Below are 19337 nucleotides of genomic sequence, written 5' to 3' on the forward strand. Positions count from 1 at the left end.
GCCCCTGAAGGCTCACGTCCGTCCGGCGACGTCGTCCCACAGGGCGCGCAGCTCCTGTTCCAGTCCGGGCACGGAGGAGGCGCGCAGGCTGCCTCCGCCGCGAAAGAGCGACAGCCCCTCGAAGAAGGCCATCAGCAGGGCCGCGCGTCGCTCCCGTCGGGCGGGCGTGAGGTCGGGCGCGAGCTCGCGCAAAAGCTCGACGATGCCCTCGCGATAGCCCGCGTAGAAGACGCCCAGCGCTTCGGCCACCATGGTGTCCCGCGCGGCCAGGGCCCACAGCTCCGCGAAGAGCTGGAAGTGTTGGGGCGACTCCTGGTCCTCCAGCAGGGCCTCCAGCGCGTGCCGTGAGCGCTTCACCGGGTCCTGCCCTCCCCCTTCCATGCGCTCGCGCACCCGGCGGATGGCGGTCTCCAGGTAGCGCGCGAGCAGCGCTCGCACCACGTCCTGCTTGGTGGGGAAGTAGTACTGGAGATTGCCCAGGCGCAGCCCCGCGCGCTGGGCCACGCCGCGCAGGCTCAGCCCCGCGTAGCCGTCCTCCACCAGCACCTCCATGGCCGCGTCCAGGATGCTCTCCACGCGCTCGTGGCCCTTGGCATGGACCGCCGTGCCCTCTCGCGGTTTCGCGGAGGGGAGCTTCCCGGGGGACTTGCTCACGCGTGGGGGCATCAGGCCGCCTTCCTCGTCGGCACCTCGGCGGACGACGCTACCTCATCGAGCCGCACGGTGACGCCGCACGCGCGCAGCGTGGCCAGCATCTGCTCGGGCCTCGGCTCGTGCTCCGGGAACCACACGCCGGAGGACGGAGGAGGCGCGCCATCCAGGCCCAGGAGTCGCTCGACGCCGAGCAGCGCGCCCACCGCAGTCAGGTGCGCCTGACCCTTCGGGTCCACCACCTCGATGCGGGTGCGGCCATGCTCGCCCTCGAGGTCCGCGAGCCACGCGGCCTCGCCGCCCGTGCCGCTCGTCGCCAGCAGCGCCCGGCGCAGCGGCGTCAGTCGGGGATGCTGGAGCAGACGCAGGATGCCCAGTCGCTGGAGCACCACCAGCGACCACGTCGCCGAGCCCGAGTCGAACCCCAACCGGGTCGCCACGCCGCGCGCGCCCAGCACCATGGGCAGCGTCGCCTGCTCGGGCGTGTCGAGCCGGAACACCCGCGTGCTCCTTCCATCCGAGAACGTCACGCGCCGCCCGTCCGTCAGGGGCAGCACCTGGCGCTCCTGGCCGCGCTCCGTCACGTCGAAGGACAGCCCCAGCCGGTCCATGTACTCCAGGGAGTCCGGCCCCGCCTCGTCCGCGAGCGCGAAGCGGATGCCCACGTCCACGTGCTCCAGCCGACCCAGGCGTCGCGCGGCCATCGCCACCAGTCGCGGCACCAGCCCCGCCATCCACGCCGAGCCCAGCATCACCGGCCCCCGAGGAGGCGTGCCCGACAGCCGCAGCACCGCGGCTCGCACCCGCGACGTCCACCGGGTGATGTCCAGCACGGGAATGCCGTCGCGCGCCGCCGACATCAGCAGGTGGTCCTCCGGGTCATTGACCAGCGACACCACGGCCCGAGGCTTCACGCCCAGCGCCGCCAGGGGCGAGGGCGCGCGGATATCCAGCGCCACACCCTCGGCTCCACCCAACTGCGCGGCCAGCTCCCGCGCGGGCTCCAGCCTCCGACCGGCGATGACGAGCGGCAACCCGGGATGACGCTCCCTCAACAGGCGGGCGAGCCGGGCGCCCACCACTCCGTAGCCCCCCACCAGCACGACACTTCCCTCGGACACCATGGCGACTCCCACGCTCGGGCACGGAGTGTTTCCGCCCCCATGGGAATCAATATAGGTCACATGACCTAAATTTCACGACAATCGCCCGGCATGCCCTTCCGGGGGTGCGGAGGGACTCGAAGCTCGACGCACCCGCGGCGCGACGACATGGCGCAGCCGCTGCTCCCCTTCTTCTCCGGGGGTCTTCGAGCGCGCTCTTGCAGCCGCGAGTCGCGTACGTCGGCGGGCCGGGCGTTGTGCTCCAGCCTCGTTTGGCCCAGGCTGACCGGGTGAGTCTGGCCCCGCGGTCACCCCTCCCCGAGACATCCCGACGCGCGGGCTTCGCGCACCTCGCCTTCGAGCGCTCGGGCCCACGCACCGTGGTGAGCAAGGCGCTGGCGCACAGCCCGCTGCGCCTGCTCACCCCGCGCAACCACGGCCACGCCGCGTGGGCCTACACCAGCTCGTTCGGGGGTGGCCTCGTGGATGGAGACCACCTCTCGCTCGAGGTGGACGTGGCGCCCGGTGCCACCGCATGGCTGTCTTCCCAGGGAGCCAACCGCGTCTATCGCTCGCCCTCCGGCTGTCGCAGCGACGTGTCCGCCCGCGTGGGTGAGGACGCCCTGCTCGCCTGGGTGCCAGACCCCACCGTGTGTTTCACTGGCGCGCGATACAGCCAGACCCTCGCGTTCCAGCTCGCGCCTGGCGCATCGCTCGTCCTCGCGGACCTCGTCACCTCCGGACGCAGCGCCCGGGGCGAGCGCTGGGCGTTCTCGCACTACGCCTCCACCCTGCGCGTCCACGTGGGCGAGCGCGCGCTCATCGACGAGCGCTGGCTGTTGGACCCCAGCCACGGAACGCTCCCGGAGCGCCTGGGCCGCTTCGAGGCCATGGCCACCCTCCTCCTCGTCGGCCCCGCGCTGGCCACCGCGCGCGAGGCACTGCACGCCCGAGTCACCGCGCTGCCCGTCACCTCGCGCGCCTCCCTCATCCCCTCCTCCAGCCCGCTGGGCACCCACGGCCTGCTCGTGCGCGCCGCCGCCGTGTCCGTGGAGGAGCTGGTGCGCACCACCCGCGACTGGCTCTCCTTCCTCCCAGCGCTGCTCGGGGACGACCCCTGGGCCCGCCGCGTCTGAGCCCCCTCCCTGGCGACGCCCGACACGTTGCACTACTGTTGACGCGTCAAGTCATGGCGCCCTCGGGCCCCTGGGAGTTGGTCTCGTGCACCTGTCCCCTCGCGACGTCGACAAGCTGTTGCTGCATCAGGCGGGCTTCCTGGCCCAGAAGCGGCTCGCCCGAGGGGTGCGGCTGAGCTACCCGGAGGCTGTCGCCCTCATCGCCACGCAGTTGCTGGAGTTCATCCGTGACGGCCGCAGCGTCGCCGAGCTGATGGACCTGGGGCGGCGATTCCTGGGGCGCGCGCAGGTGATGGAGGGCGTGCCGGAGATGCTCGCGGAGGTGCAGGTGGAGGGCACCTTCCCGGACGGCTCCAAGCTGGTGACGGTGCACCACCCGGTGGTGGCCGAGCATGGGGATTTGGAGCTGGCGCTGTATGGCAGCTTCCTCCCCGTGCCGTCGCTGGAGCGCTTCAGCGCGCCGGTGTCCGCGTCGGATGGAGTGCCCGGTGAGGTGCGCGTGCTGCCCGGCGACATCGAACTCAACGCGGGCCGCGACACCATCTCCCTCACCGTGACGCACCTGGGGGACCGCCCCATCCAGGTGGGCAGCCACTACCCCTTCTTCGAGACGAACCGCGCGCTCGCCTTCGACCGCGAGAAGGCCTACGGCCGGCGCCTGGACATCCCCGCGGGCACGGCGGTGCGCTTCGAGCCGGGTGAGCGCAAGACGGTGCAGTTGGTGGCCATCGCGGGCGAGCAGGTGGTGCGCGGCGGCAACGCGTTGGGCAGCGGCAAGGTGTCCGCCGAGAATCGCGAGCGCGGAATGGAAGCGGTCCGTGCGCAAGGCTTCGGCCATGAAGAGGAGCGCGAATGAGTCGGAAGATGGACCGGCGCCACTACGCGGACATGTTCGGGCCCACCACCGGAGACAAGGTGCGGCTGGGCGACACGGGGCTGTGGGCGGAGGTGGAGCGCGACGCCACCGTCTACGGAGACGAGTGCAAGTTCGGCGGAGGCAAGGTGCTGCGCGAGGGCATGGGCCAGCGCGCGGGGGCCGGTGACGCGGACGCGCTGGACGTGGTCCTGACCAACGCGCTCATCCTCGACTGGACGGGCATCTACAAGGCGGACATCGGAATCAAGGCGGGCCGCATCGTCGGCATCGGCAAGGCGGGCAACCCGGACATCATGGCCGGGGTGACGCCAGGGATGGTGGTGGGCGTCACCACCGAGGCCATCTCCGCGGAGGGGCACCTCGTCACGGCGGGCGGGCTGGACACGCATATCCACTTCATCTGCCCGCAGCAGGCGGACGAGGCGCTCGCCAGCGGCATCACCACGTGGGTGGGCGGAGGCACGGGCCCCGCGACGGGGACGAAGGCGACCACGTGTACGCCGGGCATCTGGAATCTCCAGCGGATGCTCCAGGCCACGGACACGATTCCGCTCAACATCGGCCTCACGGGCAAGGGCAACACGTCCATGCCGGAGGGTCTGGTCGACCAGATTCGCGCGGGCGCCATCGGCCTGAAGCTGCACGAGGACTGGGGCACCACACCCGCGGCCATCGACACGTGCCTCACCGTGGCCGAGGACGAGGACATCCAGGTCACCATCCACACGGACACGCTCAACGAGTCGGGCTACGTGGATGACTCGCTGGCGGCCATCAAGGGCCGCACCATCCACACGTACCACTCCGAGGGCGCGGGTGGCGGCCATGCGCCGGACATCATCCGCGTGTGCGGTGTGGACAACGTGTTGCCCTCGTCCACCAACCCCACGCGGCCGTACACGGTGAACACGCTGGACGAGCACCTGGACATGCTCATGGTCTGCCATCACCTGGACCGTGAGATTCCCGAGGACGTGGCCTTCGCAGAGAGCCGCATCCGGGGCGAGACGATTGCCGCCGAGGACATCCTTCATGACCTGGGCGCCATCAGCATCATGTCCTCGGACAGCCAGGCCATGGGGCGCGTGGGCGAGGTCATCTGTCGTACGTGGCAGACGGCGCACAAGATGCGCGAGCAACGGGGGCGGCTGAGTCAGGAAGCCGGCGACAACGACAACCTGCGCATCCGGCGGTACGTGGCGAAGTACACCATCAACCCCGCCATCGCCCATGGGCTGTCGCACGAGGTCGGTTCGGTGGAGGTGGGGAAGCTCGCGGACCTGGTGCTGTGGCGGCCGGCCTTCTTCGGCATCCGTCCAGAGCTGGTCATCAAGGGCGGCTTTATCGCGTGGGGACAGATGGGGGACGCCAACGCCTCCATTCCGACGCCGCAGCCGTATTTGATGCGGCCCATGTTCGGGGCGCGAGGACGCGCGCTCGGGGCCACCAGCGTGGTGTTCGTCTCTCCGCGTGCGTTGGCGGAAGGGACGACGCGCGAGCTGGGGTTGATGAAGCGGGTGGTCGCGGTGAAGCGGTGTCGGGGTTTGAGCAAGCGGGACATGCGGCTCAACGACGCGCTGCCGGTCATCACGGTGGACCCGGAGACGTACGAGGTGCGGGCGGACGGAGAGCTGTTGCGGTGTGAGGCCGCGGTGAAGCTGCCGCTGGCGCAGCGCTACTCGCTGTTCTGACCGGGAGCCGCGCGCCATGGGCTCTTCCTGGAAGGTGCTTCAGCTCGCGGACTCGGGGTTTCCCACGGGGGGCTTCGCGCACTCGGGGGGACTGGAGGCGGCGGTGCAGGCGGGCGAGGTGCGTGGGGCGCCGGAGCTGCGCCGCTTCGCGCGGGAGCTGCTGTGGCAGGCGGGGTACGGGGCGCTGCCGTTGTTGAGCGCGGCGCATCGCGAGCCGTCGCGACTGCCGGAGCTGGACGCGCGCACGGAGGCGTTCCTCACCAGCCATGTGGCGCACCGGGCGAGCCGCACACAGGGGCGAGCATTCCTGGACACGTGCGCGCGCATCTTCCCGGGGCCGGTGGGGCCGCTGCGCGAGGCAGCGCGGGCGGCGGGGCTGGGCTTCCACCATGCGCCGGTGTTCGGTGCGGTGTTGAACGTGTTGGAGGTCCAGCTGTCGGAGGCGCAGCGGCTGCATCTGTCGCTGACGTTGAGAGGCACGCTGTCGGCGGCGGTGCGGCTGGGCATCATCGGCACGCACGAGTCGCACCAGCTCCAGCATCAGGCGACGTCATTGTTGGACACGGTGTTGGAGCGATGCGCGGGGCTGGGGTTGGAGGAGCTGGCGCAGCCCTCACCGCTGTTGGACTTGCTGGGTTCCACGCACGACCGGCTCTATTCGAGACTCTTCCTGTCCTGAGGTGAAGCGCACATGCACGACGATGACCACCGCGGCCATGGCCATGACGACGAGCACGACCACACGCATGAGGAGTGGGACCATCCGGGCCACTTCGAGGAGCGGGAGGAGCCGAAGAAGCGTGACTACCAGTCGCGGGCCTTCACCATCGGAATCGGTGGGCCGGTGGGGAGCGGGAAGACAGCGCTGGTGCTGGCGCTGTGCCGCAGGCTGCGCGAGCGCTACCGGCTGGGCGTGGTGACGAATGACATCTTCACGAAGGAGGACGCGGAGTTCCTGGTCCGCAACCACGCGCTGTCTCCGGAGCGAATCAAGGCGGTGGAGACGGGAGGGTGTCCGCACGCGGCGATTCGCGAGGACATCAGCCACAACCTGCTGGCGCTGGAGCAGTTGATGGAGGAGCTGACGCCGGAGCTGCTGATTGTGGAGAGCGGTGGCGACAACCTGGCGGCGCAGTACAGCCGGGAGCTGGCGGACTACACGGTGTATGTCATTGACGTGGCGGGCGGGGACAAGGTGCCGCGCAAGGGTGGGCCGGGAATCACCCAGTCGGACCTGCTCATCATCAACAAGACGGACCTGGCGCCGCACGTGGGCGCGGACCTGGGTGTGATGGAGCGCGACGCGAAGAAGATGCGCGGCAGCGGGCCGTTCGTCTTCACCCAAGTCACGAAGGACGTGGGCCTGGACGAAGTCATCGAGCACCTGCTCACGGCGTGGAAGCAGCGCACCGGCGCCCGCGCATCCTGACCGCCTCGCGGTCTTCAACGGTGCCTCCCACTGTCATTGATTGGGAGGCGCTGTCGCTGCGACTCACATCAGGGTGTCGCCATCCACTTGGAGAATCACCGGACGATTCTCACGGTCCGCGGGGTCATAGGCCACATCCAACACCGTGCCGGGCACCAGCCGGAGGATGAGCTCACGCCCGTGCACCAGACGCACCTGCTCCACGAGCCAGTCCTTGCCCGGCTCCCCTTCGTGCATCAGGAGCCGCAGGTGCATGGTGGCCTCGTCGCCCGCGAACATGGAATCGTATGTGACTTCGCGCAACGTGGCCTTCACCCGTCGGCCATGGGTGAGGATCCAGTTCCGCCGGTGGCGCTGCTGCCGGACCTTCCTGATGGCCAGCGCCCCAACAGCGATGACCAGCAAACTCGAGCCGGCCCAGGCCCACGGATGAGGATGATCAAACATGGCGCCCCTTCGAATGATGCGCCAGGGATACTCCCACCCACGCCATCAACACCGCCAGGACAAAGCGCCGCGCGTGGTGACTCGGCCCGATGGGCGACCCATTTCATGCGGAAACCCCAAGGACGATGGGTCCCCATGACGCGCGACCTGGGCCATATCGGTCCCAGCAGGCCACCTCGTTCCGGACCTCACACCCATGACCTCTCCTTCGCCTCTCGTTCACCTCGCGCGATGTGCCCTGCTCGGAACGCTGCTCTTGCTCACGGCCTGTGGCGACGAGGAGGACCCGTCCCCCGGTGACGCTGACGACGCGGGAACAGACGCAGGGAGCGATGGTGGGATGGATGCGGGGGGCGACGCCGGAACCGATGCGGGCCCTCCCATCGAGGTGCCCTCGATTCCCGCGCAGACGGTGACGCTGGGCGGGCAGACCTACGTTGCCTACCAACGCGCCGGAGACACGTTCCGCATCGTCTGTCAGGTCCCCTGCCCCATCGAGGAGCCGTACATCTTCGCCCGCTACGAGGGCTTCCGCGCGGTGAAGGACGACCTGCTGTCGCTTACGGGCGTCGATGTGGTGCCGAAGATGACGCCGGTGGATATCCACCTCGCCTCGGACAGCGTGTGCGGGAGTCCAGGGAACCGCGCGGGCGCGGCGTTCATGAACACCACACCGGAGGGCCCCGGGCCCGGGTCGAACGTCTGCCTCTGGGAGCTGGAGGCTTCACAAGTGCAGCCCCCCAGCGTCCCGCGTCCTTTGACGGTGGAGAACGCGCTGGCCCGCGAGAACCAGGTGCTGGTGGCACACGAGTACGCGCACGTCGTGTTCTTCCTGCGCCATGAGCTCTCGCACGAATGGTTCGTGCGCGCGATCTCCTACCGCGTCGGAGGAGAAGCGCGGAGCCTGTGTGATGCGACGAACGAGCTGCTCGCGCCCACGGCCTGGAACCTGTGCCAGCAGCATGGGCTCGACTATCCGCATCTCGCGGAGAGCGTGCGACGAATCGACACACTGTGGTCGAGCGGACAAGGCGTGGAGGTGCTCTACCCGGGCGTTCCGCTCGCCACGTCCATCTATCAGTACCACCGCATCCTGGATGGGCTCGCGGGCGAGGACACCTTCACCGGCCTGACGGATGCGGGCGAGCTGCGTCCAAATCAGTGCGGTGACTCCGCGCGCTTCACACCGGCAGGGGGAATCGTCTCCATGTACGGAGGGCGGGTTCGCTGGGAGCTTCCATCAGGGGCCGTGGCCTCGGAGCTTCAAGTCGAGCCTGGAAGCTGGCGCTCGGGCATGGTGGTGCCCTCCGGATGGTCGACGTTCGCTGGGGCGCACAACTACTCCTTCATGCCGGGCGATCAGCCGCTCCAGAAGCCGGTCCGACTGACCGTGCGCTACGAGCCGAGCCTCATGCCCGCTGGCGCTTCCGAGGCTTCCCTCACGCTCTACTGGAAGCCCGACACGAGCTTCGCGCAAGAGGTCCCTGGCGCACAGGTGGACACGGTGACTCATACCGTGAGCGGCAGCGTGTCGCGGTTGGGTCGCTACATCGTCGCGCCGCGCTGACTTGAAGTTCGGGTGTTACGCTCCCGGGCATCATGTCTTCGACCACGACGGGCTTCTGGGGCCCGAGCACTTCGACGGTGGACTGGTGCGAGACGAACTACCAGCACCTGTTCCACATCGGAGAGCTGTTCAACTCGGCGTCCAGTCTCATCCTGGTCCTCACGGGCGTGCTGGGCGTCGTGCTGCACCAACGCGTGTTGGAGCGGCGGTTCCTCCTCGCCTTCGCGTTGCTCGCGTTGGTGGGCGTGGGCAGCACGGCGTTCCACATGACGCTGCGCCGCGAGCACCAGATGCTGGACGAATTGCCGATGCTCTATCTGGCCATCGTCATCGTCTACATCCTGTTGGAGGACCGGCCGGAGCGACGGTTCGGGAGTTGGTTCCCGTGGGCGCTGTTCGGGCACGCGCTGCTCGTGACGTACCTGACGGCGTTCACCCGGGGCGCGGTGCAGTTCTTCCTCTTCCAGGTGAGCTTCGCGTCGCTGGAGTTCTTCGCGCTCGGGCGGACGTACTTCCTCCAGCGGCGCAGTCCTGACGCAGGCACGAAGCGGCTGTTCCAGCTCGGCATCGGGGCCTATGCGCTCGCGATTGTCTTGTGGGTGAGCGACATCCAGTTCTGCCCCACGCTCAACGAGACACTGCCCGCGCGAGGCATCCCCAATCCCCAGTTCCACGCGTGGTGGCACGTGCTCGTGGCCTTCGGATTCAACGCGCTCCTGCTCGTCATCGCGCGGGAGCGGTTGAGGACGCTGGGGAAGGAGTCCCAGCTTCGGGCCGTGCTCGGAGTGATTCCGCGAGTGCTGTTGCCCTCGCGGCTCGGTGAGCAGGTGACACCGCCCTCGTCACGGGATGGAGCAAATCCCACCTGACGAAAAGGAGCGCGCCTTGAGTGAGGTCGCGGTAGCACGCGCACCGCATCGCGACCCCGCACCGCTACTTCTTCTTCGGAGCCGGAGGCGCGGGAGCCGGCGCGGGCTTCGCAGGCGCCTGCGTCTGGATGCGCTTCACCACCTCATCCATGAGGTCGTTCGGAATCGGAATGGACAGGTTGTACTGGGCAATCTTCCAGGTGCCGCCATCCTTCACCAGCACACCACTGCCCCGGCTGGGTCCCAGGTTCGGCGTGTCCAGCGTCTCGTCGAACCACGCGACCGCGCCGTCCTTCGACACGGTGATGTGGCGGGAGACCGCCTTGAAACTCCACGCCTTGCCCTTGGAGAAGTACGGCTTTGACCAGGCGCGGAACTCGTCGCGCGTCCACCGCTCCGTGGCGTCCGTGCCCATGTAGACGGCGTCCGGCGTGAAGTACCCGAAGTAGCGCGCTTCGTCCGCCTGGGCGGCGGCCTTGTGCCAGTCATCCAGCACGGTGGTGATGGCGGCCTTCGGGTCCGTGGCGGTTCCCGTCACGGGAGCGGAGGCGAGCACGAACAACAACAGGGAGACAGTGGACACGCGAGGCGACCTCGTTGAAGAGAAGTTCGCGGTATGAAGCTGCACGGCCCACCCCCAGGTCAATACTCCGGGCCGGCCAGAAAGGCGTGAGTCGCGTGGTCCTCGAGAGCTTCCAGGTCGGTGAGGGGGATGTGCCCACGGTGCTGTTGCACGGTTTCCTTGGCACGGGACGCAACCTGCGCTCCCTGGCGATGGCGTGGAGCGCCGCGGACCCTCGGCGCCGCTTCCTGATGCCGGACCTCACCGGCCACGGCGCCTCTCCCGTCCCACCCCCGAGCGCCGACCTCTACACCCTCGCCCGCGACGTGCTCGACACCGCCCGCGCCCAGGGCTTCACCGGCGCGCTCGACTGGGTGGGCCACTCGCTGGGCGGACGTGTCTCCCTCGCCGCCAGCCTCCACGTCCCCGAGGCCGTCTCCCGCGTGTCGCTGCTCGACATCGCCCCCGGCCCCGTACCCTACGACTTGTCCGACAGCGGCATGGTGCTGGGCATCCTCCTCCAGGCCCCACCCCGCGCGCCGAACCGCAAGGAGATGCGAGCGACGCTCACCGCCAAGGGACTGTCCGACGGACTCGCGGACTGGCTGGTGATGAACCTGGTGGCGGACGGCGACGGCGTGCGCTGGCGCTTCGACCGACAGGCCCTCGCGGAGCTGCACTCGCGCGTGAATGGCACGGACCTGTGGGCCGCTGTGGAGCGCAAGGACCGTCCTCCCATGCGCTGCATCCGGGGAGGCCGCTCGCGCTACGTCTCCGACGAGGAGGCCGCTCGCCTGGAGGCCGCGGGCTGCCCGGTGGCGACGCTCCCGGGCGCGGGCCACTTCGTCCACGTGGACGCGGCGAAGGAGCTGCTGGAGTGGTTGCTGCGCGACTGACGCCCGCGCGTCAGATGCGCACACCCAGGAACAGGCCGGGCCACATGCGCGTGCCCGTGGGCCCGCGCCCCGTCTGCCACTGCGGCATCCACGTCATCCCCTTGTCCGGGTTGTCGTCCGGCGGCTTGTAGGCATTGAGCGACACACCGCCGAAGAGGGCGAAGCGCCGCTTCAACTCCCAGCCCACGCTGCCGCGCAGGCGATAGAGGTTGTTCTCCGTGCCTTCGCCGAAGAGCTTGGGCTGCCAGCCACCGATGGAGAGGTCGATGTCCGCGTAGTAGCGGTCCGAGTCACCAAAGGGCAGATGCACGCCCACGCCCAGCGACGTGACGGTGCGCCAGGAGTCGCCCTCCAGGTCCTTCATGCCGATGCTCGCGAGCACATGCACCGTGCGGCTGCCGTACTTCACGCCCACGGACAGCGGCGTGACTTCGTCGGACCAGATTTCGAAGGCGATGCGCCCCTTGCGCACCAGGCTGAGCAGGCCAATGGGCACCGACACATCATCGGCGATGTTGATGAACCCGAGCTGCACTCCGCTCACGTTGCCCGCGACGTTGATGATGCCCACCTGCGCGCCCGTCACACTGCCGGCCAGGTTGAAGACACCAATCTGCGCGCCCGTGAGGTTCTCCACCATGTTGACGCCGCCCACGAGCTGGAGCCCATGCATGTCCGCGTCCGAGCGGTTTCCCACCGCCGCGAGCTGGAACCCGGAGAACGAGCGCTCCGAGTAGTTGATGATGCCCGCCAACTGCCCGCCCGTCGCTCCACCGAAGGCGAGGTTGCCACCCGCCGCCAGTTGGAACCCCAGCGCCTCGCCACCCGTGACGTTGGCGATGCCCGCCAGTTGCACGCCCTCCATCGTCCCGTCCACCCAGCCCAACCCAGCCGCCGCGCCCACCCCTCGGAGCTGGAACGAGCGAACCGCCAGCCCGCCCAGCGCCACGTTGTTGAGGCCACCACCGCCCCACAACGCACTCGTGGACAGCGGCGGCACCAGCGACAGGTTGATGGGCACGGAGGGCATGTCCTCCAGCGCCCCCTCGCGCGCGAGCGGCGCGTCCGACGACACGGTGCCTCCGCGCGCCGCCGTGCGCGTCAGCGTCACCGGAACGAAGTCACCGACGCGCAGCTCCGCGTCACCCTTCGTCCCCACCAGCAGCTCCGCCTCGAAGCGCTGCGTGGGGCGCTCCAGCGTGACGTGGTAGCGCCCGGCCTCCAGGCCCAGCGAGAGCCGTCGCCCCGCGGGCTTCTGCAGCTCCGCCACCAGCTGGTTGCCCCAGTCGCGAACGAAGAGGCGGCCCTGCACGTCCTCCGCCACCCGCAGGCGCGCGCTGGAGCCCCGCAGGTCCGTCATCACCAGGTCGCCACTGCCCGCCAACTGGATGTCATAGGCCGCGTGCTGCGGGCCACCTTGCGAGCGCTCCGTGCGCGCCAGCGTCTCGTGGAAGGCGAACTGATACGCCTCGTGCAGCGTGACTCGTCCATCTCCCGTGGTGTCCGCCGCGCCGCGAAGGCCCGTGACGAGGAAGTGCGTGAAGAAGGACGCGCCGATGGCATCCGACTCCTGCGCCACCTCATCCGCGGAGCTGGAAGCCAGATACGCATGGCCTCGCACCTGCGCGGACATGTCCGTGAGGAATGACGGACGCCGCAGTCCGCCTTTGAAGCGGGTGAGCGCACCGGAGCCGCACGAGTCGAGGATGGCGATGCGCACGTCCACCGGCACCAGGCCCATCAGCTTGCGCAGGTCGCCGTAGGTGACGCGCTCGCCGCGCGGCAACAGGCCATCCGCGTCCGAGTGGCCCGAGTAGTACACCACCAGCTCGCGCCGCACGCCGGGCACGGCCGCGCCCTCCACCAGCGTCTTGAGCCGCTCCAGCGCAGACAGGAGCGCGTCCCGGTCCGCCTCCAACAGCAGCACCCGGTCCGCGGTGGCCACGCCGCCCAGCTCTTCCAGGACGCGCGACATGGCCAGCGCGTCGGAGCCCGCATAGCGCAAGCGCTCGCGCCCGGGCCCGCCTTCACTGGAGCCGACGACGAGCGCGAAGCGGCGCAGCGCCGCGTCAGGCGCCTCCTCGAGCGGAGCGGCCCGAGAGCCCACGCCCCACGCCACCAGCACCCACGCGGCCAGCACGCTGGCCACGCGTCCCCACCCGCGCGCTGTGCTCCGTCTCATCATCCGCTTCCCACCCCGCTCCAGCCCCGGCCCGGCCTCGCGTGAGCACCGGGGGCATACCTCGGATGGCCGCCCCCTTGCGAGCCATCCTCACGACGCTAAGGCGACCAGCGGGCCTTGCGGATGAGCCAGGTGCTGCCTCCTCGCCCGTCCCGCGCCACGGCCCAGAAGGTGACCTCCTGAGCGACGCCGTCCTTCTCGGGAGGCTCCCACTCCACGCGGTGCCGCCCAGGCTCGCCGTTGAAGTCGGCGCCGCCCGTCTCCTCGTCCGGGATTTCTCCCAGCGACACATGCCAGCTGATGGACCAGGCCTCCTTGAGCGACACGGACTCCTGCCGGAACCCGGGCACCACATAGGCCTCCTCCAGGGCGGACACGTCCTCGGCCGTAATCACGAACGGCCCCTGTCCCGTCAACTCGGGCAGCGCCTCCTCCGCCCACGGCTGACCCTCCAGGCGAAGCCCTTGCAGCTCCGGCTGCTGGTTGGGCGCCATGCCGGGCACGAGCGGGCAGGAGAACACCATCAGCTTCTGCGCGTAGATGGCCTCGCTCCCCGCGCTGAGGTTCAGCACCAGCGGCATGCGCAGCCCACCGAAGCCCTCGTAGGGGTCCGCCTGCCGCACCTTGTCCAGCAGCAGCGTGCCGTCCGGCAGCGTGCTCGCACCGGGCCGGATGGGCACCACCAGTTCGCCCGCCGTCGTGGTGCCCTGCGCCAGTTGCACGCGCAGAGCGGTGTTCTCGCAGAGGAAGTCCTCCGGGTCCGCGCAGGCCCACAGGGTGTAGGAGAGGGCGCGCCCCTCGCCCGCGGGGTCCACCACCAGCGCGCGGTAGGACACCTCCTCGGTGAGGACCTCCAGCGCCTCCGCGGTGAGTTCGCACGTCGGAGCCATCAACTCCGGGCGCTCCACGGCGATGCCCAGCACGCGCAGGTCATGCACGATGGACGGCCGGTCATCGGGGTCGACACAGGCGACGGCGCCGAGCGTGAGCAACAGCGCCCCATACTTGATCCAGGTATTCATCAGAAGCTTCCTTTCACGCCCAGCACGGGGAGGATGGGGATGCCCGGTATCTCCACCTCGTCGCGAAACCGGTAGTCATTGAAGACGAACTCGACGTTCTCCGCGTTGTAGAGGTTCTGCACGTCGAGGTAGAGCGCGAGCGTCCAGTTGTCGAAGCGCCAGCCCTTCTCCACCCGGACGTCGAGCTGATGGAACGTGGAGGTCCGCGCCGAGAGCGAGCGGCCATAGGTGGGCTCGTAGCTGTTCGAGTCCGAGTTGTAGACGTCATGCGGATGCACCAGCGGCGTCGTCGGTCGACCGGTGGTGAGGCGGAAGCGTCCGCCCAGCTCCCAGCCATTGCCCAGCACGTAGTTGGCCACCAGCGTGAGGATGTGCGTCTGGTCCCAGATGCTCAGACCGTAGGTGGCCTCGCTGATGCCCGGAGGGCCGTCGTCGCCGAAGGCACCGTCGACCCGGGGCTTGGCGCCCGCGCGACCGTCCTCCGCGTGGCTGAGCGTATACGACAGCCAGCCGTACCACTTGTCCGTCGCGGCGGCGCGGTCCTTCTTCACCATCAACTCCACGCCATAGGCCTTGCCGATGCCCGCGTTGACGAAGCGGTCCTGCGTGAAGCTCCCCTCGTCGGTGGCGCGAACATCACCCGGCGCCACCACGTTCTCGAAGCGGCGGTTGAAGAAGCCGGTGACGTCCACGTTCCACACGTCCCCCAGCTTCTGCTCCACGCCGAGGCTCGACTGGAACGCGCGCTGGTAGCCCAGCAGCGGATTGCCGTAGGGGGAGAAGATGAACTGGAAGGTGTCCGCCGGCTGGCTGTAGAGGCCGAGCGAGCCCTTGAGCGAAGTCCGCTCGGTGGCCGCGTAGCGGACCCACAGCCGAGGGTCCAGGAGCAGGTTGCGCGTGCCACCCACCTTCTGGAGGTTGCCGCGCACGCCCGGCGTCACGGTGAGCGGGCCCCACTTGAAGTCCGCCTCGGCGAAGAGCGCGCCGTCGAAGCCGTTGATGGTGAGCTTCTCGTGGATGAGCTCCGCGACGGGGTCATTGCCCGGGAACGGCACGTACTCGGTGCCTTCCGGAGACGGGGCCTGCACGTCCACCCTCACGTGCTCGAAGTAGACATCCAGACCGGTGCGCAGGGTGAGCGTGTCGGACAGCTCCAGCGACACCACCTCGCGCGCGCCCAGCGAGTAGATGGAGTCGTTTTCGATGTACTGGCCGAAGCTGATGTCGAAGAAGTCCAGGCCCACGTACGGCGTGAAGACGGTGGTGAGTGGACCCTTGCGGTACGTCCAGTCGCCCTTCACACGGTGGAAGACGGTGTGCGTGTCCAGGGAGATGTCGCGGTTCTCCTCCTCGCCACCGGACACCAGGCGCAGCTTGTCGTCGCTGCCGAAGGCCATGATGTAGCCGGTGCTGCGCGCGGCCCCCGGCTCCGGCGTGGAGCCGCGCGGCGCGCCGAAGTCCACGCGGAGCTGGTAGTCCCAGTACACGGGGACGATGGAGAGCGTGCTGCCCTCGTCGTCCGGCAGCACGGCGGGCAGCAGCGTGTCGATGTATGAGCGCCGCGCGGAGGCCGCCACGCTGATGCCCTCGGTGATGGGCGCCTCGATGAAGAAGCCCGCGTCGAGCAGGTCCACCTTCACGGAGCCATGCACCGTGTCCGCGGCGCCCTTGCGCGTGGCCACGTCCACCACGCCGCCCACCGCGCGGCCGTACTGGCTGCCGTAGCCGCCGGGGAAGAAGTCGAGCGAGTCGATGAACTCGGCGTTGACCACCGACGGTCCACCGAGCAGGTGGAAGAGGTTGGGGATGCGCACGCCGTCCATCAGCGTCGCCGTCTGGCCCGGGTTGGAGCCGCGCACCAGCAAGTCACCCGAGATGAAGGGCGCGCGCGCCACGCCCGGCAGCGTCTGGAGGACGCGGATGGGGTCACCAAACGTCCCTGGCGTCTTCTGCGCCTCCTCGCGCGTCACCGTGCGGCGGACCACTTCCTTCTTCGGCCGCTCGGAGCGCACCACTGTCTCGAAGGCGCTGCCGGCCGGAGCCAGATAGAAGTTCACCTCCGTCGTCTCGTTCGCCTTCAGCGTCTCCTTCGTCTGGTAGAGCTGATGGCCGGAGGCGATGACGCGCACGGCGCACTCGCCCGGGGGGACCTCCAGGGTGAAGCGGCCGTCCGCGTCGGACACGGCCTCGGCGGCGTCCGCGTCGTCACCGCAGCGCACGGTGGCGCCGGCCACGCGCGAGCGGCTGCCTCGGGAGATGAGCTGACCGGTGAGCGTCGCCTTGGGCGCCTCGGGCTCGGCGGCGACCTGGCCCTCCGCCGGCGGGGGCGCGTTGAGGGTGAAGTGGTAGACGTACTCCACCTGCACCGGCGCGGGCACGCCGTCGACCTCGGCGGGCGAGAAGCGGAACTGGCGCACGGCGGCGATTGCCGCCTCGTCGAAGCCGTGCCCCGCGAGCTCCGCGGACTGCACGTCCGTCACCGCGCCATCCTCGGCGATGGTGATGATGAGGCGCACGGAGGCGGTGAGGCCCTGCGCGAGCGCCTCCGCGGGGTACTGGGCTTGGACCTGCTGCACCAGCTCCGGGGGCTTGGTGATGGTGGGCTGCGCGGCCGGAGGTGACTCGGCGGCGGGGGCTCCAGGTTGAGGCGCCTGGGCGAGCGCCGGAGTCGCCACCCAGAGGGAGGCGGCGGCGAGCGCGACGCGGGCTTTCACGTTCGAGGACATGGGGCTTTCAGGGACAGGGGCGTGAAGAGAGTCGGGCTCCCGACGGCAGAGGGGCGGAGTGAAGGCGTGCAGGAGGAGCCGGCGGGCATGGACGGGCCGTGGATGTGGATGGGGCCCACCGGTGCACTCCCCCGCTCCGACCCTCTCCCGGCGGGAGCGGATGTTCAATCGAGCAGGAACGTATAGGCGTACTTCATCTCCGTGGACACTGCTTCGCCTCCCTTGAAGGCGGGACGGAAGCGGAAGCGGAGGATGGCGGTGCGCGCGGCTTCTTCCAGACCGTGCCCGGGCCCATTCAGCACGCGCGCATTCACCACGCGGCCTTCGGTGTCGATGGTGATGGACAGCGTCACCGTGCCCTCGATTCCCGCGCGGCGTGCCTCATCCGGGTAGGGAATCTTCACCTCGCTGGCGAGCTGCGGCTCACGGTCCACCTGGTAGATGGGCGTGTACTTGGGCGCGCTGTACGCCTTCACCTCTTGCGGCGCCTTGGCCTTCTCGGCGTTGCGACCATAGAGGGTATTGCCCACCGGCGCCGCGAAACCTCCCGCGCTCGTGGTGGAGGACATGGAGATGCCGACCACCAGGGGCGCGGGCTTCGCGCTCGGCGGCGGGGTTTCGTTGGGCGGAGGCGGCGCATCCACGGGAGGTGGAGGCAGCGGCCTGGGCGCCTCGGCCACCTTGATGGGTGGGGGCTTCACGCGGACCTTGGGCGGCGGCGGAGGCTCCGGCTTCGGCTCCTCCACCACGGGCGGCGGGGGCGGAGGCGGCTTCGTCACCTCCACCATGACCAACTCCACGGGACGCTGCGGCGCGGGACGCTCCGGCGGGCGGGTGTGCAACACCACCAGCCCCAGCCCGTGCAGCAGGAACGAGCCGGTGACGAAGCCCATGAACAATCCGCTGCCGCCTCGTCGGGGCAGGACACCACTTTCGAGCACGCTCGTACTCATGGCCTTCGCGTCAGCCCCGCGGCGCGGGCGCGACGTCCTTCTCGATGTTGAGCGCGAACTTGGCGATGCCGTGACCCTTCACGGTGTCGATGAGCCGCATCACCTGGCCGTACGCGATGCTCTGGTCGGCGCTGATGATGGCGCGAGTGTCCTTGTCCTTGGCGACGGCCTCGGACACCTTGGTGGACAGCTCGGCTTCGCTCACCGGAGCGCCGTCGAAGTAGAGCTTGCCCTCCTTGTCGAGCACCACGTTGACGAGCCCCTGCACCGTCTCGCCGCCGTTGGCCGCGCGGGGCAGGTCCACTTCCACCGTCTCGCGGACGATGAAGTTGGCCGTCACCATGAAGATGATGAGCAGCACCAACACGATGTCCACGAGCGGGGTGACGTTGATGCCAGTGATTTCCTCGTCGTCCTGCTGCGAGCCGCCGGCCATGACTAGCGGACCTCCGCGCGCAGGCTGCCGACCAGGGCGTGGCCCAGGGCGTTGGCGCGGCTGGTGAGCGTCTTGAGCTGGCGGTTGAAGATGTTGAAGGCGACGACGGCGGGAATCGCGACGGCCAGGCCCACCGCCGTGGCGACAAGCGCTTCCGAGATGCCGCCCATGACGGTCTGCTGAATCGCCGCGCCCTTCACGCCCGCGGAGCCCAAATCGTGGAACGCCTTGATGATGCCGAGCACCGTGCCGAACAGGCCGATGAAGGGCGCGTTGTTGCCGAGCGTGCCGAGGAAGGAGAGGAAGCGCTCGTACTGGGGGCGCTCGCGAGCCATGGTGGAGGCAATCACCTGCTCAACGGAGTCGGCGCCTTGCTCGGCGGAGGCGAGGCCCTCGCGGATGATGGCGGCCTCCATGCCTCGGCGTCCCTGGATGGCCACGCGCACCGCTTCGAGCTCGCCGCGCGCCAGTCGCACCGCGAGCGACTCCGAGTCCGGGAGGCGATTCCGGGCGAAGTACACCGTGCGCTCCAACATGATGGCGATGGAGAGCACGGAGAGGACGACCAGGATCCACAGCACCCACTCGGCGGACGTCAGTGTGACACCGAGCAGCTTGCTGCTGAGCCAGCCGAGATTCTCGGCTGGGACCTGGGCGATGACCGCGATGGACGACATGGTGTTCGTTCCCCTCTCGAAATGCGTTGGCGCGAACGGAACACCGCGGGCTCCGGAAAGTGTTACCGGGTTTATTTTCGGAGCGGGACGCTGTGCGCGCTGTGCGCGGGTGT

18 protein-coding genes are annotated in these 19337 nt (G+C 69.3%); 8 read left to right on the plus strand and 10 right to left on the minus strand.

Translation table 11 applies throughout. The features are described from left to right. Positions 1-12: 12 nt before the first annotated feature. Both HUA76_RS02270 and HUA76_RS02275 read right to left on the minus strand, forming a co-directional pair. Positions 13-666: a TetR/AcrR family transcriptional regulator gene (locus HUA76_RS02270; RefSeq protein WP_174457323.1), complete on the minus strand. Its 654-nt coding sequence runs from the start codon at positions 664-666 to the stop codon at positions 13-15. Next, positions 666-1775: a saccharopine dehydrogenase gene (locus tag HUA76_RS02275; RefSeq protein ID WP_141640996.1), complete on the minus strand. Its 1110-nt coding sequence runs from the start codon at positions 1773-1775 to the stop codon at positions 666-668. Before HUA76_RS02275 ends, HUA76_RS02270 begins: the two co-directional genes overlap by 1 nt. 269 nt (positions 1776-2044) lie before the next feature. Between HUA76_RS02275 and HUA76_RS02280 the strand changes: the two genes are divergently transcribed. From HUA76_RS02280 to ureG, 5 genes are all read left to right on the plus strand, one after another. Continuing rightward, positions 2045-2890 (plus strand): urease accessory protein UreD, encoded by an 846-nt coding sequence (locus HUA76_RS02280; RefSeq protein ID WP_371823418.1) that lies wholly within the window; start codon positions 2045-2047, stop codon positions 2888-2890. Positions 2891-2975: 85 nt separating this feature from the next. Next, positions 2976-3746 (plus strand): urease subunit gamma, encoded by a 771-nt coding sequence (gene ureA / locus HUA76_RS02285; protein ID WP_174459867.1) that lies wholly within the window; start codon positions 2976-2978, stop codon positions 3744-3746. Beyond that, a complete protein-coding gene (gene ureC / locus HUA76_RS02290) occupies positions 3743-5458 on the plus strand; it encodes an urease subunit alpha (RefSeq protein WP_141640998.1) in 1716 nt (571 codons plus the stop codon). Before ureA ends, ureC begins: the two co-directional genes overlap by 4 nt. Positions 5459-5474: 16 nt before the next feature. Further along, complete coding sequence (locus tag HUA76_RS02295) at positions 5475-6137, plus strand: urease accessory protein UreF (RefSeq protein WP_174459868.1); 663 nt, start codon at positions 5475-5477, stop codon at positions 6135-6137. Between the two features lie 12 nt (positions 6138-6149). Further along, complete coding sequence (ureG, locus tag HUA76_RS02300; RefSeq protein WP_141641000.1) at positions 6150-6887, plus strand: urease accessory protein UreG; 738 nt, start codon at positions 6150-6152, stop codon at positions 6885-6887. A gap of 63 nt (positions 6888-6950) precedes the next feature. On the opposite strand, the gene HUA76_RS02305 is transcribed toward ureG, so the two are convergent. Further along, on the minus strand, positions 6951-7334 hold the full coding sequence (locus HUA76_RS02305; protein WP_174459869.1) for a hypothetical protein: 384 nt from the start codon (positions 7332-7334) through the stop codon (positions 6951-6953). A gap of 196 nt (positions 7335-7530) precedes the next feature. Between HUA76_RS02305 and HUA76_RS02310 the strand changes: the two genes are divergently transcribed. Both HUA76_RS02310 and HUA76_RS02315 read left to right on the plus strand, forming a co-directional pair. Then, positions 7531-8901, plus strand: coding sequence for a hypothetical protein (locus HUA76_RS02310; protein WP_174459870.1), 1371 nt, complete (start codon positions 7531-7533; stop codon positions 8899-8901). Between the two features lie 32 nt (positions 8902-8933). After that, positions 8934-9770 carry a ceramidase gene (locus HUA76_RS02315; protein WP_174459871.1) on the plus strand — a complete coding sequence of 279 codons (837 nt, stop codon included), beginning with the start codon at positions 8934-8936 and terminating at the stop codon, positions 9768-9770. A 64-nt stretch (positions 9771-9834) separates the two neighbouring features. Here HUA76_RS02315 and HUA76_RS02320 read toward each other — a convergent pair whose 3' ends face one another. Continuing rightward, positions 9835-10353 carry a nuclear transport factor 2 family protein gene (locus HUA76_RS02320; RefSeq protein ID WP_174459872.1) on the minus strand — a complete coding sequence of 173 codons (519 nt, stop codon included), beginning with the start codon at positions 10351-10353 and terminating at the stop codon, positions 9835-9837. A 95-nt stretch (positions 10354-10448) separates the two neighbouring features. Between HUA76_RS02320 and HUA76_RS02325 the strand changes: the two genes are divergently transcribed. Further along, positions 10449-11228: an alpha/beta fold hydrolase gene (locus tag HUA76_RS02325; protein ID WP_174460437.1), complete on the plus strand. Its 780-nt coding sequence runs from the start codon at positions 10449-10451 to the stop codon at positions 11226-11228. 10 nt (positions 11229-11238) lie between these two features. On the opposite strand, the gene HUA76_RS02330 is transcribed toward HUA76_RS02325, so the two are convergent. From HUA76_RS02330 to HUA76_RS02355, 6 genes are all read right to left on the minus strand, one after another. Next, the gene (locus tag HUA76_RS02330) at positions 11239-13413 is read right to left on the minus strand and encodes a caspase family protein (RefSeq protein WP_174459873.1); all 2175 of its coding nucleotides are present in this window, start codon (positions 13411-13413) and stop codon (positions 11239-11241) included. A gap of 95 nt (positions 13414-13508) precedes the next feature. Then, a complete protein-coding gene (locus tag HUA76_RS02335) occupies positions 13509-14432 on the minus strand; it encodes a hypothetical protein (protein ID WP_174459874.1) in 924 nt (307 codons plus the stop codon). Further along, positions 14432-17158: a TonB-dependent receptor gene (locus HUA76_RS02340; RefSeq protein ID WP_174459875.1), complete on the minus strand. Its 2727-nt coding sequence runs from the start codon at positions 17156-17158 to the stop codon at positions 14432-14434. Before HUA76_RS02340 ends, HUA76_RS02335 begins: the two co-directional genes overlap by 1 nt. Before the next feature lie 164 nt (positions 17159-17322). After that, positions 17323-18111, minus strand: coding sequence for an energy transducer TonB (locus HUA76_RS02345; protein WP_141643605.1), 789 nt, complete (start codon positions 18109-18111; stop codon positions 17323-17325). Positions 18112-18121: 10 nt separating this feature from the next. After that, positions 18122-18547 carry a biopolymer transporter ExbD gene (locus HUA76_RS02350; protein WP_141643606.1) on the minus strand — a complete coding sequence of 142 codons (426 nt, stop codon included), beginning with the start codon at positions 18545-18547 and terminating at the stop codon, positions 18122-18124. A 2-nt stretch (positions 18548-18549) separates the two neighbouring features. Further along, a complete protein-coding gene (locus tag HUA76_RS02355; protein WP_141643607.1) occupies positions 18550-19224 on the minus strand; it encodes a MotA/TolQ/ExbB proton channel family protein in 675 nt (224 codons plus the stop codon). Positions 19225-19337 lie beyond the last annotated feature (113 nt).

This window comes from Myxococcus sp. CA056 (assembly GCF_013336715.1).
Taxonomy (GTDB): domain Bacteria; phylum Myxococcota; class Myxococcia; order Myxococcales; family Myxococcaceae; genus Myxococcus; species Myxococcus llanfairpwllgwyngyllgogerychwyrndrobwllllantysiliogogogochensis.

Coding starts and splice junctions, on each gene's coding strand:
- HUA76_RS02355 (WP_141643607.1), bottom strand. CDS start 19,224: ATGTCGTCCATCGCGGTCATCGCCCAGGTCCCAGCCGAGAATCTCGGC.
- HUA76_RS02335 (WP_174459874.1), bottom strand. CDS start 14,432: ATGAATACCTGGATCAAGTATGGGGCGCTGTTGCTCACGCTCGGCGCC.
- HUA76_RS02345 (WP_141643605.1), bottom strand. CDS start 18,111: ATGAGTACGAGCGTGCTCGAAAGTGGTGTCCTGCCCCGACGAGGCGGC.
- HUA76_RS02330 (WP_174459873.1), bottom strand. CDS start 13,413: ATGATGAGACGGAGCACAGCGCGCGGGTGGGGACGCGTGGCCAGCGTG.
- HUA76_RS02350 (WP_141643606.1), bottom strand. CDS start 18,547: ATGGCCGGCGGCTCGCAGCAGGACGACGAGGAAATCACTGGCATCAAC.
- HUA76_RS02295 (WP_174459868.1), top strand. CDS start 5,475: ATGGGCTCTTCCTGGAAGGTGCTTCAGCTCGCGGACTCGGGGTTTCCC.
- HUA76_RS02340 (WP_174459875.1), bottom strand. CDS start 17,158: ATGTCCTCGAACGTGAAAGCCCGCGTCGCGCTCGCCGCCGCCTCCCTC.
- HUA76_RS02275 (WP_141640996.1), bottom strand. CDS start 1,775: ATGGTGTCCGAGGGAAGTGTCGTGCTGGTGGGGGGCTACGGAGTGGTG.
- HUA76_RS02315 (WP_174459871.1), top strand. CDS start 8,934: ATGTCTTCGACCACGACGGGCTTCTGGGGCCCGAGCACTTCGACGGTG.
- HUA76_RS02270 (WP_174457323.1), bottom strand. CDS start 666: ATGCCCCCACGCGTGAGCAAGTCCCCCGGGAAGCTCCCCTCCGCGAAA.
- ureG (WP_141641000.1), top strand. CDS start 6,150: ATGCACGACGATGACCACCGCGGCCATGGCCATGACGACGAGCACGAC.
- ureC (WP_141640998.1), top strand. CDS start 3,743: ATGAGTCGGAAGATGGACCGGCGCCACTACGCGGACATGTTCGGGCCC.
- HUA76_RS02305 (WP_174459869.1), bottom strand. CDS start 7,334: ATGTTTGATCATCCTCATCCGTGGGCCTGGGCCGGCTCGAGTTTGCTG.
- HUA76_RS02310 (WP_174459870.1), top strand. CDS start 7,531: ATGACCTCTCCTTCGCCTCTCGTTCACCTCGCGCGATGTGCCCTGCTC.